This is a genomic window from Acinetobacter sp. PFS20, from assembly GCF_052261015.1.
In the GTDB taxonomy this organism is placed as follows: domain Bacteria; phylum Pseudomonadota; class Gammaproteobacteria; order Pseudomonadales; family Moraxellaceae; genus Acinetobacter.
The window spans coordinates 3692880-3709205 of record NZ_JBPVZE010000001.1 but is presented as its reverse complement, the minus strand read 5'-3'; the positions used below and the strand labels follow the sequence as shown (position 1 = coordinate 3709205).

At 38.7% G+C, this 16326-nt stretch carries 12 protein-coding genes; 10 read left to right on the top strand and 2 right to left on the bottom strand.

Going from position 1 to position 16326, the window contains the following annotated elements; translation table 11 throughout:
• Both ACS125_RS17555 and ACS125_RS17550 read left to right on the top strand, forming a co-directional pair.
• Complete coding sequence (locus ACS125_RS17555; RefSeq protein ID WP_443273605.1) at positions 1–1068, top strand: ferredoxin reductase; 1068 nt, start codon at positions 1–3, stop codon at positions 1066–1068.
• A gap of 12 nt (positions 1069–1080) precedes the next feature.
• The gene (locus tag ACS125_RS17550; protein WP_004790847.1) at positions 1081–2175 is read left to right on the top strand and encodes a fatty acid desaturase family protein; all 1095 of its coding nucleotides are present in this window, start codon (positions 1081–1083) and stop codon (positions 2173–2175) included.
• 44 nt (positions 2176–2219) lie between these two features.
• Here the strand turns inward: ACS125_RS17550 and ACS125_RS17545 are convergent, their stop codons facing one another.
• Positions 2220–2921, bottom strand: coding sequence for an SIMPL domain-containing protein (locus ACS125_RS17545; protein ID WP_151766895.1), 702 nt, complete (start codon positions 2919–2921; stop codon positions 2220–2222).
• 466 nt (positions 2922–3387) lie between these two features.
• Here ACS125_RS17545 and ACS125_RS17540 point away from each other — a divergent pair, with 466 nt between their 5' ends.
• From ACS125_RS17540 to ACS125_RS17530, 3 genes are all read left to right on the top strand, one after another.
• Positions 3388–4761 carry a diaminobutyrate--2-oxoglutarate transaminase gene (locus tag ACS125_RS17540; RefSeq protein WP_004790853.1) on the top strand — a complete coding sequence of 458 codons (1374 nt, stop codon included), beginning with the start codon at positions 3388–3390 and terminating at the stop codon, positions 4759–4761.
• A 2-nt stretch (positions 4762–4763) separates the two neighbouring features.
• Positions 4764–6296, top strand: a complete 1533-nt coding sequence (locus tag ACS125_RS17535) for a pyridoxal phosphate-dependent decarboxylase family protein (RefSeq protein WP_013197139.1) — start codon at positions 4764–4766, stop codon at positions 6294–6296.
• A gap of 285 nt (positions 6297–6581) precedes the next feature.
• Positions 6582–8012: an aldehyde dehydrogenase family protein gene (locus tag ACS125_RS17530; RefSeq protein ID WP_443273601.1), complete on the top strand. Its 1431-nt coding sequence runs from the start codon at positions 6582–6584 to the stop codon at positions 8010–8012.
• A 69-nt stretch (positions 8013–8081) separates the two neighbouring features.
• Here ACS125_RS17530 and ACS125_RS17525 read toward each other — a convergent pair whose 3' ends face one another.
• Positions 8082–8567, bottom strand: a complete 486-nt coding sequence (locus ACS125_RS17525; protein WP_017387914.1) for an Lrp/AsnC family transcriptional regulator — start codon at positions 8565–8567, stop codon at positions 8082–8084.
• Between the two features lie 134 nt (positions 8568–8701).
• On the opposite strand from ACS125_RS17525, the gene ACS125_RS17520 reads away from it, so the two are divergent.
• The 5 genes from ACS125_RS17520 to pstA all read left to right on the top strand — a co-directional run bounded on the left by ACS125_RS17520 (position 8702) and on the right by pstA (position 16325).
• Positions 8702–10423 carry an alpha-keto acid decarboxylase family protein gene (locus ACS125_RS17520; RefSeq protein ID WP_107882820.1) on the top strand — a complete coding sequence of 574 codons (1722 nt, stop codon included), beginning with the start codon at positions 8702–8704 and terminating at the stop codon, positions 10421–10423.
• A gap of 140 nt (positions 10424–10563) precedes the next feature.
• On the top strand, positions 10564–11943 hold the full coding sequence (locus ACS125_RS17515; RefSeq protein ID WP_004790861.1) for an amino acid permease: 1380 nt from the start codon (positions 10564–10566) through the stop codon (positions 11941–11943).
• A 476-nt stretch (positions 11944–12419) separates the two neighbouring features.
• Positions 12420–13451, top strand: a complete 1032-nt coding sequence (locus tag ACS125_RS17510; protein WP_004790863.1) for a substrate-binding domain-containing protein — start codon at positions 12420–12422, stop codon at positions 13449–13451.
• Between the two features lie 100 nt (positions 13452–13551).
• On the top strand, positions 13552–14931 hold the full coding sequence (gene pstC, locus ACS125_RS17505; protein ID WP_004790865.1) for a phosphate ABC transporter permease subunit PstC: 1380 nt from the start codon (positions 13552–13554) through the stop codon (positions 14929–14931).
• Entirely contained in the window at positions 14928–16325 is a 1398-nt protein-coding gene (pstA, locus tag ACS125_RS17500; protein WP_174731976.1) for a phosphate ABC transporter permease PstA, read from the top strand. Before pstC ends, pstA begins: the two co-directional genes overlap by 4 nt.
• The last annotated feature ends 1 nt before the right edge of the window (position 16326 follow it).

Genomic DNA, 16326 nt, shown 5'->3' with positions numbered 1-16326 from the left:
ATGCAAGTAATCGAAAAGAGAAATTCTCTATTCAATTCATTGACACAAGCCATCTTTGATAAAGAAATGGCTAACTTCTGGCTACAAAAAGTTAATCCTTTATGGTCGGTAAAACATGGGCTTGTTCAAATTGTAAAAAAAGAATTTGTCGCTCATGACATGGTGAGTCTTACATTAAAATGTAACCGTTTAGTGAAAGTAGGTGTTGCTGGTCAACATCATCCTGTCATTGTTGAAATTGCTGGTCGTCGTTATGAACGTACTTATAGCTTGACGCAAATTGATGAACAACATTTACGCTTAACGATTAAAAAAGTGGCTGATGGTATTGTCAGTAACTGGTTTATGACTGAAAGCAAAATTGGTGATGTTTTTGAGCTTGGTCAGCCTTATGGTGACATGCAACAAAACATCAATACACCGAAATTAATTATGCTAGCTGCGGGTAGTGGTATTACCCCAATGTTGAGCTTAATCACTGCAATTAAACAAAGCCAGCAGTTAGATAAAGTTCAAGTACAGCTTTTATATTGGGTAAAGCAACGCTCAGATGCAGCTTTTGTTGAATACTTTGAAAAAGTTGCAGAGCAATTTCCAAATTTTAGTTATCAGGTTTTCTATACACAAGAAACACCAAATGATGAACGTTTAAATGCAGAGCATTTAGCATTAGTAGACGATTTGGAAAATAGCACCATATATGCATGTGGACCTTCTGGCTTCGTTTCAACAGTGGAACAGCTTTTTGAAAAAGCACCAACTGTATTAACAGAAGCTTTTAGCTTAACGCGTGATAGTACGGCTGAAGTTGGTTATGTAAATGTCACATTAACCCAGTCTAATAAGGTTATTGCAATTCCAAAAGGCGAATCAATTTTGGTGAGTCTTGAACATGAAGGCCTTAAGCCAACACATGGCTGCCGTATGGGAATTTGTAATAAGTGCGTTTGTAGTAAAGCTCAAGGTTCTACACGTAACTTACTCAACGGTAGTGAAAATACCGAACCAAGCCAATTACTCAAAATTTGTGTGAACTCAGCACAATCTGATCTAGTTATTGATCTTTAAGAGAGAACTTTTATGAATATGCCAGTGAAAGTCGAATATTTTAAAAATCCTAAAAATCGAGATTTGACTCCAGCAGAACTTGACGCATTTGCAAAAGAGCTTGATCAGATCAAACAAGAAGTATTGGATGATTTGGGTGAAAAAGACGCTAAATATATCCGCCGTGTCTATGCAGCAGTTCGCTATAGTAGTTTTTTAGGCCGAGCTTGTTTATTTGCAGGTTGGTTCCCACCAGCATGGATTTTAGGAACAGGCCTATTAGGCTTTTCTAAAATTATGGAAAACATGGAACTTGGTCATAATGTTATGCATGGCCAATACGACTGGATGAACGATCCTAAATTTAATGGTCAAACCTACGAATGGGATACGGTCGGTACTTCTGATAACTGGCGCCAAACGCATAACTATAAACATCACACATATACCAACATTAAAGGTATCGATGATGACATTGGTTATGGTTTACTTCGCTTATTCCCAGAGCAACGTTGGAAGCCTGGTTTCTTGCTTCAACCCGTTTATAGCATTCCATTTTGCTTATTGTTCCAATGGGGTGTAGCGATTCAGAACCTTGAAATTGGTCGCGTTCTTTACAAGCGTAAGAGCATGGCTAAATTCTTGGAAGAATTAAAACCAGTAAATAAAAAGATTGGTACCCAGCTTTTCAAAGATTACGTTTTTTTCCCATTAATTGCAGGGCCAGCAGCTTTACCTGTATTGACAGGAAATCTGGTTGCGAATGGTCTTCGTAATATCTGGACGTTTACGATTATTTTCTGTGGTCACTTTACTAAAGATGCAGAAGTATTTCCAAAGTCTGTTTTGCAGGAAGAAAGCCGTGGTCACTGGTATATGCGCCAGATTCGTGGTTCTTCAAACTTAAAAGGTTCAGAAGCATTACATATCTTAAGCGGACATTTAAGCCATCAAATCGAGCATCATTTATATCCTGATGTGCCTGCGCGCCGTTATCGCCAAATGGCTCCAAAAGTTGAAGCTGTATGTAAAAAATATGGTCTAAATTATAACAACGCGAGTCTAGCTAAACAGTTTGGACAGGTTGTCGGCCGAATCTTTAAATATGCTTTACCGTTTAAAAAATAATCAAAAAAGCCCTGATTAGTTCAGGGCTTTTTTTGAGAAACAAATTATTTAAACTGAATTGAACCGTTTGCATTCACAGTAATTTTAGACTCACCAGCTGCCATGTCTTGAGCTGGTGCAGCTTCCGCCATAGCAAACTTAGCCATACTTGCTCTCATTACAGGCTGAGGAAAATAATTGTTGGTATTTAAGTTTAAGTTAACGAGCGTGTATTGGCTTTTATTCCATGCTTGAGTCAACATTTGAGCACGTTGTTGAAAGTTTTTAGATGCTTCAACCATCAAGTCATTTTCAACTTTTTTACGTTGCTCATCTGAAACTGTAAAATTAATCGATTGAGTTTGGAAGCTTTGTTGCAATTCATTGACTAACTGGCTTGCCGCTTTAAAGTCTTTACTTTCTAGACGGATTTCAGCACGGCCACGCCATTCTTTTAGCTTATTACTGTCGTTATCGTAAATTGGGTAAGTGCTTTGAGCACCAGTTTCCACTTTGACTTGCGGATATTTACGAGAAACAGCGAGTGCCTGATTCATCAATTGATTAATCTGATTTGAAAGTTCGGCTGGTTGCTTGTTACTTTTTTCAATATATAAAGTTGCGTGCATTTCATCATTAGAAACTTGACGAGAAGCTTCAGCTTGTACATTCACAATATTATAGTTCAAAGCATTATCATCCTGAGCAAAAACTAAAGGGCTAAGGAGAGAACCTAAAAGAAGGGTTGAGACAGCTAAAGTACGCATAAATTTTTCCTTTAAAAATTAATATAAATTTAATTTTTTTCATTAAGAAATGTTAAACATAAGTTATGCATAACTTTTGCAGATTTTGTGGCGTATTTGTAATATTTAGATCAGTTTTTTTAAATTTTGGTAAATATAAAATCTTTTAAAAATAAAAACTTAAAAATAAAGTGTGTCAATGTAACTTAAAAAATCAAAGTAATATAAAAAAAGAATATTTTCTTTAGGTTGTCACATAGTATGATGATAATTCATCTTAACTATTGGGATGATACATTTTTTCAATAAGATTAGATGAGTAAAGTACATAAAAGACGTTTTTTTTCTTGTAAAATTAGGTATCATCGCGCTCCTAGTTACAAGATATAAAATAAGTGTCTTTACTAGTTCTATAAAGCACCGAGTCAAAGGACCAATCGTCACCAGACTTATTTCTTTCTACCCCTATCAGAGATGGTAATCCGATATGAGCGTTACTTCCGTTAACCCTGCCACTAATGCTACTAACGAATATTATTTGACTCGCCAAAGTCAAATGGAATCAAATGTTCGTAGCTATCCACGTAAATTACCGTTAGCGATAGCGAAAGCACAAGGGTGCTGGGTTACTGATGTTGAAGGTACAGAGTACCTTGATTGTTTAGCTGGGGCAGGTACATTGGCTTTAGGTCATAATCATCCTGCGGTGATTCAAAGTATTCAAGATACATTGGCAAGTGGTTTGCCATTGCATACTTTAGACTTAACCACACCTTTAAAAGATGCATTCACTGAAGCATTGTTAGCATATTTACCTGGTGGTAAAGAAGAATATTGCTTGCAGTTCTGTGGTCCTGCTGGTGCAGACGCAACTGAAGCAGCAATTAAACTTGCTAAGACTTACACTGGCCGTAGTTCAGTAATCAGTTTCTCTGGCGGTTATCATGGTATGACCCATGGTGCACTTGCTATGACTGGTAACTTAAGTGCAAAAAATGCAGTTAACGGTTTAATGCCAGGCGTGCAATTCATGCCATATCCGCATGAATACCGCTGCCCACTTGGTTTAGGTGGTGAAGCTGGTGTTGATGCTTTAACTTACTTCTTTGAAAACTTTATCGAAGATGTTGAAAGCGGTGTAACAAAACCGGCTGCTGTTATTCTTGAAGCGATTCAAGGTGAAGGCGGCGTAGTTACAGCTCCAGTAAAATGGTTGCAAAAAATCCGCGAAGTGACTGAAAAGCACAACATCGTTTTAATTTTAGACGAAGTTCAAGCTGGCTTTGCACGTTCAGGCAAAATGTTTGCATTTGAACATGCAGGTATTGAACCTGATGTTGTTGTAATGTCTAAAGCAGTAGGTGGTGGTTTACCACTTGCAGTATTAGGTATTAAACGTAAATTTGATGCTTGGCAGCCTGCTGGTCACACGGGTACTTTCCGTGGTAACCAACTTGCTATGGGTACAGGCCTTGTCGTATTAAAAACGATTACTGAACAAAATCTTGCTCAAAATGCGCAAGAACGTGGTGATTACTTACAAGCTGAATTTAAAAAATTAGCTCAAGAATTCCCATGTATCGGTAACGTACGTGGTCGCGGTTTAATGATCGGTGTTGAGATTGTTGACGAGCGTAAACCAGCTGATCGTATCGGTTCGCATCCTGCTGATTCACAATTAGCTGCTGCAATTCAAACTGCTTGTTTCAACAATAAACTATTGCTTGAAAAAGGCGGCCGTAACGGTACAGTAATTCGTTTACTTTGCCCGCTTATCATCACTCAAGAAGAGTGTGTTGAAGTAGTTGCTCGCTTTAAGAAAGCAATTGCAGAAGCATTGGTTGCAGTACGAGGCGCATAAGTATGGTGGATTTTGCAGAACATCGTAAAGCGTTACTCTGCAATGATGCACAATCCATTGCTGACTATGAGTCAGCAATGGGCGAAGCGGTAAAAGCCGTTTCAGCATGGTTGCAAAATGAAAAGATGTACACAGGCGGTAGCATTAAAGAATTGCGTTCAGCAATTTCTTTCCAACCTTCAAAAGAAGGTATGGGTGTACAAGAATCACTTCAACGTATGATTGAGCTTTTCTTAAATAAAAGCTTAAAAGTACATCATCCACATTCATTAGCACATTTACACTGCCCAACCATGGTGATGAGCCAGATTGCGGAAGTGTTAATCAATGCAACTAACCAGTCTATGGACTCATGGGATCAAAGCCCAGCCGGTTCATTAATGGAAGTTCAGCTGATTGATTGGTTGCGTCAAAAAGTTGGTTATGGTTCTGGTCAGGCAGGTGTTTTCACTTCTGGCGGTACTCAATCTAACTTAATGGGTGTGTTACTTGCTCGTGACTGGTGCATTTCGAAAAACTGGAAAGACGAAAACGGTAATCCGTGGTCTGTACAGCGTGATGGTATTCCAGCTGAAGCAATGAAAAACGTCAAAGTTATTTGTTCTGAAAATGCGCATTTCTCTGTGCAAAAGAACATGGCAATGATGGGCATGGGCTTCCAGTCAGTTGTGACTGTTCCTGTGAATGAAAATGCACAAATGGATGTAGATGCTCTCGAAAAAACGATGGCGCATTTGCAATCAGAAGGCAAAGTGGTTGCTTGTGTTGTTGCGACAGCAGGTACAACTGATGCTGGTGCAATTGATCCATTGAAGAAAATTCGTGAAATCACAACGAAATATGGTTCATGGATGCATATCGATGCGGCATGGGGCGGTGCATTGATTCTGTCAAATGACTATCGTGCAATGCTTGATGGTATTGAGTTGTCTGACTCGATTACCCTCGACTTCCATAAGCATTATTTCCAAAGCATTAGCTGTGGTGCGTTCTTGTTGAAAGATGAAGCGAATTATCGCTTTATGCACTACGAAGCTGAATACTTGAACTCTGCTTATGATGAAGAGCATGGTGTACCAAACCTTGTTTCTAAGTCATTACAAACGACTCGTCGTTTTGATGCATTGAAATTGTGGATGACAATTGAATCACTTGGTGAAGACCTTTACGGTTCAATGATCGACCATGGTGTAAAACTTACTCGTGAAGTTGCAGATTACATCAAGGCAACTGATGGTTTAGAGCTTTTAGTTGAACCTCAGTTTGCTTCAGTATTGTTTCGTGTTGTGCCACAAGGCTATCCAGTTGAGTTTATCGATAGCTTGAACCAAAACGTAGCAGACGAATTGTTTGCACGTGGTGAAGCAAATATCGGTGTAACAAAAGTGGGTAATGTGCAGTCATTGAAAATGACCACATTAAGCCCAGTTGTGACATTCGAAAATGTTAAAAACCTTTTAGGTCAAGTATTGGCTGAAGCTGACCGCATTAAAGATGCGATTGCTTCTGGTAATTATGTACCACCAATCGACTAATTGAGTTGATAACGAAAAAAGCCCGGCTTCTTGCTGGGCTTTTTTATTACAGATTCTTTTATTCAAAATGTGTATGAGTAAATAAAAATATGCACAAACCATGCATATTTTTCAAAAACAAAAATAATTATGCATGATCTATCTTATGCAAATTTCTTATTGTATTGGTATGTCCCCAATATTTTTGGTCACATTGATATATCAATATCGTACTTACTTGAAATCATCCCGTTTTAACTGAAAAAAGTAAGTGGCTGTAATTACAATTAAGACAAGGAAGAAGAAATGCAACAAGTTAATGTGCTTAATGAATTTAAACTGATTATTAACGGTCAATCTTGTTCAGGTGAACAGGGTGAACTAGAAGTTATTAACCCTGCTACAGGTCTAACTGCAGCACGCTGTGCAAAAGCATCGGTTGAGCAAGTAAATCAAGCAGTAAGTGCAGCTAAACAAGCATCTAAAGCTTGGCAACAAGTTTCACACGATGAACGTAAATCAATCTTAAACAAAATTGCAGATGGTATTGAAAAGCACGCTGAAATGCTCGCAGAGCTGGTTGTGCTTGAGCAAGGTAAGCCACTGGCACTAGCGCAAATGGAAGTGCAGGGTGCAATTGGTTGGACTCGCTATGCCGCTGCTATGGATTTACCTGTTGAAGTGATTGAAGACAGTGAAACCAAGCGTATTGAGCGTCATCGCCAACCATTGGGTGTAGTGGCTTCAATTACTCCTTGGAATTGGCCACTGATGATTGCAGTTTGGCATATCATGCCTGCCTTGCGTGCAGGTAACGTGGTCATTAGCAAACCTTCTGAATACACGCCACTCTCAACTTTGCGTTTATGTGAAATTATTCAACAAGAAGTTCCAGCAGGCGTGATCTCAATTGTGGTCGGTGCTGGTGAGATTGGTGAAGCACTCTCTTCTCATTCAGATGTACAAAAAGTTGTGTTTACGGGGTCAACTCGAACAGGTCAGCACATCATGGCTGGTGCAGCTCAACAGTTAAAACACCTAACTTTAGAGCTTGGTGGTAATGACGCGGGTATTGTATTACCTGATGCAAATATAGATGAAATTGCAGCTAAGATTTTTAACATGGCATTCTTAAACGCTGGTCAAACATGTGCCGCCTTAAAGCGCCTATACGTGCATGAAAGCCAATATGAAGCTTTATCTCAAAAGTTAGCTGAAATTGCTAATGCTCAAGTTGTGGGTGATGGTATGGAATCTTCTACAACGTTTGGTCCAGTGCAAAACCACATGCAATATAACAAGGTGAAAACCCTTATTGCTGAAGCCATAGAGCAGGGTGCAAAAGCACTTTCTGGTCAGCAGCAGTTACCAGAGCAAGGTTACTTTATTGCTCCTACTATTTTGACTGAAGTTTCTGACTCTTGCCGTGTGGTGCAAGAAGAACAGTTTGGTCCTGTGTTACCTGTTTTAAAATATACAGATATTAACGATGCAATTGCCCGTGCCAATGACAGTGAATTTGGTCTAGGTGGTTCAATCTGGTCTTCTGATCTAAAAGCTGCTCAAACTTATGCTACACAGCTTCAATGCGGTACTGTTTGGATTAATACCCATGCAGAAGTCCTGCCTCATGCGCCTTTTGGGGGCTGGAAAATGTCAGGCTTAGGTGCTGAGTTTGGCTTAGAAGGTTTACTTGAAAATACGATCGGGCAAACAGTTCATATCAGTAAAGTCTAAATATTGATTTTAAGGCGGATCATAGATCCGCCTTTTTATTTTAAATTATCTTATTAAATACTAACCTGCTTAAGTCGTGTGATGGTAACCGTGACTTTTAGGTTTGATTAAAAAATGATTCTGTTCTTTAATTTTTTTTAGAACAATGTAAGACTTTATATGACCTATAAAATTATAAGAAAGTAATCTTTCAGTCACAAATTGAGAGAGCTGTTCTAAGTTTTCAGCAACGACTTTTAAAATAAAATCCGCATCGCCACTAATTGAAAATGCATCTTGAATGTTATCTTCCGCTTCAATGAGTTCCTGAAATGCTTGCTGAGATTTTGCCTCATGTGTTCTTAAATTAATGTGAATCATCGCTGTGACTTCCAGCCCTAACGCTTGTTGCTGGATGCGGGCGGTGTAACCCAAAATTATGCCTTTTTGCTCAAGTAGCTGTCTTCTTCTAGAACATTGAGAAGCAGATAAACCGATTAAATCTCCAACTTCCTGATTGGTGAGCCGTCCATTCTTTTGTAGTGCCTGAATGATTTGCCAGTCGAACTTATCCATTGCATAAAATCCTTTTATGATACACAAATCATGTATTTTTATTGAAATGCGTTTTCATTATGCACGAAATCTAAAAGGTAGATGAAATATTATTTTTCTATGGAATAAAAATTGGTCTCAAAGGATATAGAGCAATGTTCATAGAAATCGGTGACTTTTTAAATCTTCGTTTAAAACAAATGGGTATCCAACATCTTTTTGGTGTACCTGGTGATTTTAACCTTTCATATCTAGAACAAGTTGAAGCAGATCCAGAACTCGAATTTATCGGAAATTGTAATGAATTAAATGCTGCCTATGCAGCAGATGGTTATGCACGAATTAACGGTTTTTCTGCCTTAGCAACCACTTATGGTGTAGGTGATTTAAGCGCGATTAATGGCATTGCGGGTGCATATGCAGAAAATGTACCTCTTATTCATATCTCAGGTATTCCGCCTTTACATGCAGTTCAAAAGGGTACTTTAATTCACCATACGCTTGTCGATGGTAATTACGACAATATTATGAACTGTATGAAAGAGTTCACAGTTGCTCAAACACGTTTAACTCCTGCCAATGCAGCTTTTGAAATTGATCGTGTATTACGTCAGTGTTTCCTTGAACGCCGTCCTGTGCACATCCAGCTAGCGGGAGATATTACTCACGTTAAAATTGAAGTTACTGACCGCCCACTTGATTTAAGTTATCCATCTGTTGAGCCAGACTTATTGCAAAGTGTGGTAAGCAAACTTTGTGACATTTTGAATAATGCAAAAAGTCCAGCTCTTCTTATTGATAATGAAGCTTCAGTTTTTGGTGTAACTTCACTTTTAAATGATTTATCTCAAAAATGCTCAATTCCATTTGCGGGCATGAATACTGCAAAAAATATTATGGATGAAGGCTCACCTCGTTATATCGGAACGTATGTAGGTGGGGCAAGCCAACCGCATGTAAAAAATATTATTGAGCAATCTGACTGCCTAATTGGTATTGGTGCACGTTTTACAGATGTTGGTTCAGCTGTATTTACTCATCAAATTGAGACCAAGAATTACATCGAAATTAAATCTTATGGTCTGAACATTTTCGGTCAGGATTTTCCGGGTATTGAAATTGGACAGTTACTTGTTGAGCTAAATAAAAAAGTTGCACCACGTAAATCATCAATGCCTCTTCTTGAAAAACAGCCACAGAAAGTAATTGAAGCTCCAGCCCAACAAAAGCTAAGCCAAGATGTACTTTGGAACTACATTTCAGGTTTCTTAAAAGAAGATGATGTGATTATTGGTGAGGTAGGAACTTCAAACTCAGCTTTGTCTGGTTTAAAACTTCCTGCTACAGCTAAATATATTGCTCAGCCGCTTTGGGGTTCAATCGGTTATACCTTGCCAGCTTTACTTGGTAGCTTGTTGGCAGCTCCTGAACGCCGTCAAATTTTGTTTATTGGCGATGGTTCTTTCCAGCTTACGGTACAAGAGCTTTCTACAATTATCCGTCACGGTTTAAAACCTATTATTTTCTTGCTGAACAATGGCGGCTACACCATTGAGCGCTTAATTATGGGTGAAAACGCAGCTTATAACGACGTGCAAAACTGGAAATACACCGAAATTCCTGCGGTATTTAACGGTAAAAAAGGCCATACCACTTATGTGGTTGAAACTGCCGGACAGCTTAGAAGTGTTTTAGACAATGTTCATTTAAATGATCAGTTAACTTTTATTGAATTAAAACTACCAGCAATGGATGCACCAGTAAGTTTGAAAAAATTTGCTTCAGTCATCGCGCGTTTTGATTACGGCGATCGTGGCTACGAAATTTTAAAGGAGCGTTCCCAGCCTATTAAATGTAAGGATGCAAGCTCGTTTTAAATAGAAGATAGGACAAGTCTTCTTAAAATTAAATGGACTCATATTAAAGCAAACGTATTTCCGAAGGTCGGTTTCTGGCCTTCGGATATGGTGCTGAATAAAGGTGTACAGGAAGTGACACCAACATTGGAGATAATGTTATGGATGCAAACAATAAGCACGAGTTAAAACAAGGCTTATCCAATCGGCATATTCAACTCATCGCGCTAGGAGGTGCGATCGGAACAGGGTTATTCTTAGGTCTTTCTCAAACGATTAAACTGGCAGGTCCTTCAATTTTATTAGGATATGCGATTGCTGGAATTATCGCTTTCTTAATTATGCGTCATTTAGGTGAAATGGTTGTAGAGGAGCCAGTAAGTGGTTCTTTTAGTTATTTTGCGAACAAGTATTGGGGCAAAATGGCTGGTTTTATGTCTGGCTGGAATTACTGGGTGTTGTATGTGCTGGTAAGCATGGCTGAACTCAGTGCAATTGGAACCTTCATTCAGTTTTGGTGGCCTGAAATTCCGACATGGCTGACTGCTTTATTTTTCTTTATTTTAATTAACGGCATTAACTTAGTGAATGTCCGATTTTTTGGGGAATCCGAATTCTTATTTTCCTGCATTAAGATTGTTGCAATTTTAAGCATGATTGGTTTTGGTACTTATCTCTTATTTACAGGTTCTGCTGGTCCGCAAGCAGGTATTGCAAATTTATGGCAACACGGTGGTTTCTTCCCGCACGGGATTCACGGTTTTGTCATGGCTTTAGCTGTTATTATGTTTGCATTTGGTGGTCTAGAACTTATTGGTATTGCTGCTGCTGAAACGAAAAAACCTGAAACGACTATTCCTAAAGCAGTAAATCAGATTGTTTATCGTATTTTAATTTTTTATATCGGTGCTATTGGGATCTTGCTGTGCCTTTACCCTTGGAATATGGTGGCAGAAGGTGGTAGCCCATTTGTTATGATTTTCCAGTCATTAAACAGTAATGGTGTTGCGAATGTCTTGAACTTTGTGGTCTTGATTGCTGCTATTTCAGTTTATAACAGCTGTATCTATTGTAATAGCCGTATGCTGCATGGCTTAGCAGAGCAGGGCAATGCTCCGGCAATTTTGAAAAAAGTAAATAGCCGTGGTATTCCAGTTCCGGCAGCGGTTGTTTCTGCATCAATCACAGCAATATGTGTGGTCGTAAATTACCTAATTCCTGGACAAGCCTTTCAACTCTTTATGATGTTGGTTGTGGCTGCACTTGTCATTAACTGGCTTATGATTTCAGTCACACATTTGAAATTTACCAAAGCAATGAAATTGCAAAAACGTCAAACCAAATTTCAAAGCATTATGAGTCCATGGAGTAATTATTTAACCATTAGCTTTGTATGCTTTATTCTTATTATTATGGCAATGACGCCAGATATGAGATTGGCCGTTATTTTAGGCCCAATTTGGCTTGCTGTTTTAGCACTGATGTATTTCTTAAAATATCGTAAAAAAATGGTCGCAATGCCAGAAGTGCAATCGAATTAATCCATTAAATTTACAACGATATTGCGGTTACCTTACATACGGTAGGTAACCCTTTATCTTTTGTCATAATATTTTCATGTTACAAAGAAATTATTATCTACCGTAATTTTTGATCAGAATTTTAGTAATAAAATTATTTTTAGTAGTAAAAGTAAAAATATAGTTAAATTATCGATTTTTAAAATAATTATAATATCTTTTGGTTTTATATTTTATGAATACTTAAAATCTATATTTTTAATCAGTGTCATAATAGAGACTAATATACAGAGTAAAATATCCGCTCAAGTTGAATTAAATATTTGATAACAGATAAAAAATAATAATGTGACAATTAACAATATCGAAATCATTAAAGCGTCATCATACTGTAACTTAATTGTCATATTTTCTATTCACAATGCAGCTATCGAAGAGCGTACAAGCACTCAACAAAAAGTGACGTACAACCTATTGCATTAATGAGAGAGAACAGAATGCGCTTAAATCCACGTCAAATCGCAATTGCGTTAGCAGTAACTGGGGCAGCTGTAACAACGACTGCAAATGCAGCTCGTGATACGATTCAAATTGCTGGTTCTTCAACTGTACTACCATTTGCCAGCGTTGTAGCTGAAGAGTTCGGTAATACATTTCCTCAATTTAAAACTCCTGTAGTTGGTTCTGGCGGTTCTTCTGCTGGTTTGAAACAATTCTGTCAAGGTGTTGGCGATAACACAATCGACGTTGCTAACGCTTCTCGTAAAATTAAAAGCACTGAAATTGAAGCTTGTAACAAAGCTGGTGTAAAACAAATTCAAGAAATTAAAATTGGTTACGACGGTATCGTATTTGCGTCTAACTCACACAAAGCAGCTTATAAATTAAAACCTTACCATGTATTTGCTGCTTTAGCTGCACAGTTACCTTCAAAAGGTAAGTTGGTTCCAAACCCATATACAAACTGGAACCAGATTGACAAATCACTTCCAAATGAACCAATTACACTTGTAATTCCTGCGTCTAACCACGGTACTCGTGAAGTTTTCCAAGAGAAAATGGTTGATGCTGGTTGTGAATCATATGAATACTTCAAGAACTTAGATAAAGATGCTCAGAAGAAAGCATGTTCTACTTTCCGTAAAGATGGCCGTGTAATTGAAATTGCTGGCGACTATACAGAAACTCTAGCTCGCTTAAAGACTTCTCCAAGTGCAGTAGGTGTGTTTGGTTTAAGTTTCTATGATATGAACCGTGACAAGTTACGTGTAGCAACAGTAAATAACGTTGTTCCATCTGAGAAAACTGTATTGAACGGTACATATCCTGTGTCTCGTCCATTGTTCTTCTACGTGAAAGGCGAACATTTAAAATCAGTTAAAGGCTTACCGCAATATGTAGAATATTTCGTAAGCAAAAAAGCAACAGGTAAAGGTTCTAAAGCTGAACGTGATGGCTTAATCGCAATGTCTGATGCTGAACGTGCAAAAGTTTTGGCTGACTTTAAAGCAGGTAAAACTGTTAAATAAGTTAGTTTGAATGAAGGCTGGTGATCTTGAGAGTTCATCAGCCTTTTTGTCTAACTTGTTTTTTCCAAATTATGACAATTGAGAAAACAGTGGAGAGTACATGAATCTGCTACTTATCGGTGTGTTGTTAGCCCTTGTGGCAATCGCATATCAACTTGGGCTGAGAAAGAGCCGTAGCCTAGCAGGTAAGGGAAGCAACTCGGCGACATTACATTCTCGTCCTGGTTATTATGGTGCACTGGTTGGTCTTTGGTGCGGTATCCCTGCTTTTTTAATTTTGATCATTTGGAGCTTGGTTGAACCAAGTATTTTAAATCACATTATCTTTAATAATATTCCTGCATCTGTAAGTGCATCACTTGATGAAGCTGGCAGAAGTGTCTTGATTGATCGTGTTCAAGCGATTGCTTCAGGTTTTGGAGTAAGTGATAAGCCAGCAGCTTATGAATTAGCTGCTGCACAACAGTTTGCAAAATTTCAAACCATTGGCTCTTTTGCCAAATTTGCTGTTGTCGTTTGTGCAGCTTTATTAGGTTTAGTGTGGGCAAAGAAAAAGATTAATCAACAATATCGTGCACGTAACCAAGTTGAACGTGCGATTAATGTTGCTTTGATTTTATGTTCTGGTGTTGCGATTTTAACAACCATCGGTATTGTGATGTCGATGTTTGGTGAAGCAATGCACTTCTTCCGTTTTGTAAGCCCGCTTGATTTCTTCTTCGGGACAGAGTGGAATCCAGGCTTTAGTACTTCGGGTAATGCTGAAGGTAGTTATGGTTTATTGCCATTACTCTGGGGCACACTCATGGTCAGCGGCATTGCTTTATTAGTTGCCGTACCCATTGGATTAATGATTGCCATTTATTTAGCTGAATATGCCTCTCCTTGGTTGCGCTCGTGGGCAAAACCAACAATTGAAGTTTTAGCGGGTATTCCAACAATTGTTTATGGTGTTTTTGCCATGATGATTATTGGACCATTTTTCAAGACAGCTGGTGCTTACGTTGGTCTTGAAATTAACGCGACCAGTGCTTTAACTGCTGGTTTCGTGATGGGGATTATGATTATTCCGTTTGTTTCTTCTTTATCAGACGACATTATTACCCAAGTACCTCGTGCAATGCGTGACGGCTCTTTAGGACTTGGAGCAACGAAGTCTGAAACAATTCGTCAAGTCGTTTTACCTGCTGCTTTACCGGGTATTACTGGTGCCTTTTTATTAGCTGTCTCTCGTGCCGTAGGGGAAACCATGATTGTGGTTTTGGCAGCAGGGAATAGCCCACTTTTACATGCAAATCCATTTGAAGCTGTTTCGACAGTGACCGTTACGATCGTAAAACAGTTAACTGGTGATACTGACTTTGCCAGCCCACAAGCTTTGGTTGCATTCGCGTTAGGTCTAACACTCTTTGTGATTACCTTATGTTTAAACATTGTTGCACTGTACATTGTGCGTAAATACCGTGAGCAATACGAATGAGTACATCAAATACATCGTCTCCTATGGATCAGAACGTATTTGATCCAAAAGCTGCTGCTGAATCACGTGAACGACGTAAACAGGTCATCCAAAAATCTTTGGCTAAACGTCATCGTAAAGAAAAAGCTTTTCGTTATGCTGGATTATCGGCGGTCATCATTGGTCTTGCATTCGTTGCGCTGTTGTTTAGCAGTATTTTGGCAAAAGGTTTACCTGCTTTTTGGCAAACGAGCATGAATGTTCCAATTTACTTCGATCCGAAAGTCATTGATGCAGGTCCAGTACCTGTACGTACTCAAGGTGAAACACCTGCTCATTACCAAGAGCGTTATGTCGATTGGCAAACTAAAATGGGTATGGTGGATTGGGATGGCATTATTGTAAATGGAATGATTGCCAAAGACCCGGCACTTGCTAGTGAGCGTGATTACTTAAGTAGTCTTTATGCAAGTTCAGAGGCTTATCGTTTACGTGACATGGTTTTTGCAGACCCCTCACTCATTGGTAAAAAAGAAAATATTAATTTCTTGGGCGATGCCAATGTTGATGTCTGGTTAAAAGGTAATATTGACCGCTCATTGCCAGATGATCAGCAGCAACTTGAACCAGAAGTACGTAAACTTGCAGATGAACTAAAAGCAAAAGGTGTTCTTGAAAATACGTTCAATTTGAACTTGTTTAAGAATCCGGACTCTCGTAGTTCACCAGCAATTAGTGGTCTTGCTGGCGCATTTATGGGTTCATTATTCATGATGCTGATTGTGATCATTATTGCGATTCCAATTGGCGTTGCCAGCGCAATCTATCTTGAAGAATTTGCTCCAAAGAATATTGTCACAGACATTATTGAAGTTAACATCAATAACCTTGCTGCTGTTCCTTCAATTGTGTTTGGTTTACTCGGTGCGGCAATTTTTATTGGCTGGATGCATTTACCGTTATCTGCTCCGTTAGTCGGTGGTTTAGTTTTAAGTTTGATGACATTACCAACAGTCATTATTACTACGCGTGCTTCATTAAAAGCAGTGCCACCTTCTATTCGTCAAGCTGCACTTGGTTTGGGAGCTTCAAAGTTCCAGACTATTTTCCACCACGTTTTACCATTAGCTTTACCAGGCATTATGACAGGCTCAATTATTGGTGTTGCTCATGCGCTTGGTGAAACGGCACCTTTACTTTTAATTGGAATGAGTGCATTCGTTGCAAGTATTCCAACAACACCATTTGATCAATCAACTGCATTACCTGTTCAAGTTTACTTATGGCAAGGTAATGAGTTGCGTAACTTCTTCGAAGGCCGTACTGCCGCTGCGATTATCGTACTACTTGCACTAATGATTGGTTTAAACAGTCTTGCAATTTGGTTACGTAAAAAGTTCGAAGTGCGTTGGTAAT

Coding starts and splice junctions, on each gene's coding strand:
- ACS125_RS17555 (WP_443273605.1), top strand. CDS start 1: ATGCAAGTAATCGAAAAGAGAAATTCTCTATTCAATTCATTGACACAA.
- ACS125_RS17550 (WP_004790847.1), top strand. CDS start 1,081: ATGAATATGCCAGTGAAAGTCGAATATTTTAAAAATCCTAAAAATCGA.
- ACS125_RS17545 (WP_151766895.1), bottom strand. CDS start 2,921: ATGCGTACTTTAGCTGTCTCAACCCTTCTTTTAGGTTCTCTCCTTAGC.
- ACS125_RS17540 (WP_004790853.1), top strand. CDS start 3,388: ATGAGCGTTACTTCCGTTAACCCTGCCACTAATGCTACTAACGAATAT.
- ACS125_RS17535 (WP_013197139.1), top strand. CDS start 4,764: ATGGTGGATTTTGCAGAACATCGTAAAGCGTTACTCTGCAATGATGCA.
- ACS125_RS17530 (WP_443273601.1), top strand. CDS start 6,582: ATGCAACAAGTTAATGTGCTTAATGAATTTAAACTGATTATTAACGGT.
- ACS125_RS17525 (WP_017387914.1), bottom strand. CDS start 8,567: ATGGATAAGTTCGACTGGCAAATCATTCAGGCACTACAAAAGAATGGA.
- ACS125_RS17520 (WP_107882820.1), top strand. CDS start 8,702: ATGTTCATAGAAATCGGTGACTTTTTAAATCTTCGTTTAAAACAAATG.
- ACS125_RS17515 (WP_004790861.1), top strand. CDS start 10,564: ATGGATGCAAACAATAAGCACGAGTTAAAACAAGGCTTATCCAATCGG.
- ACS125_RS17510 (WP_004790863.1), top strand. CDS start 12,420: ATGCGCTTAAATCCACGTCAAATCGCAATTGCGTTAGCAGTAACTGGG.
- pstC (WP_004790865.1), top strand. CDS start 13,552: ATGAATCTGCTACTTATCGGTGTGTTGTTAGCCCTTGTGGCAATCGCA.
- pstA (WP_174731976.1), top strand. CDS start 14,928: ATGAGTACATCAAATACATCGTCTCCTATGGATCAGAACGTATTTGAT.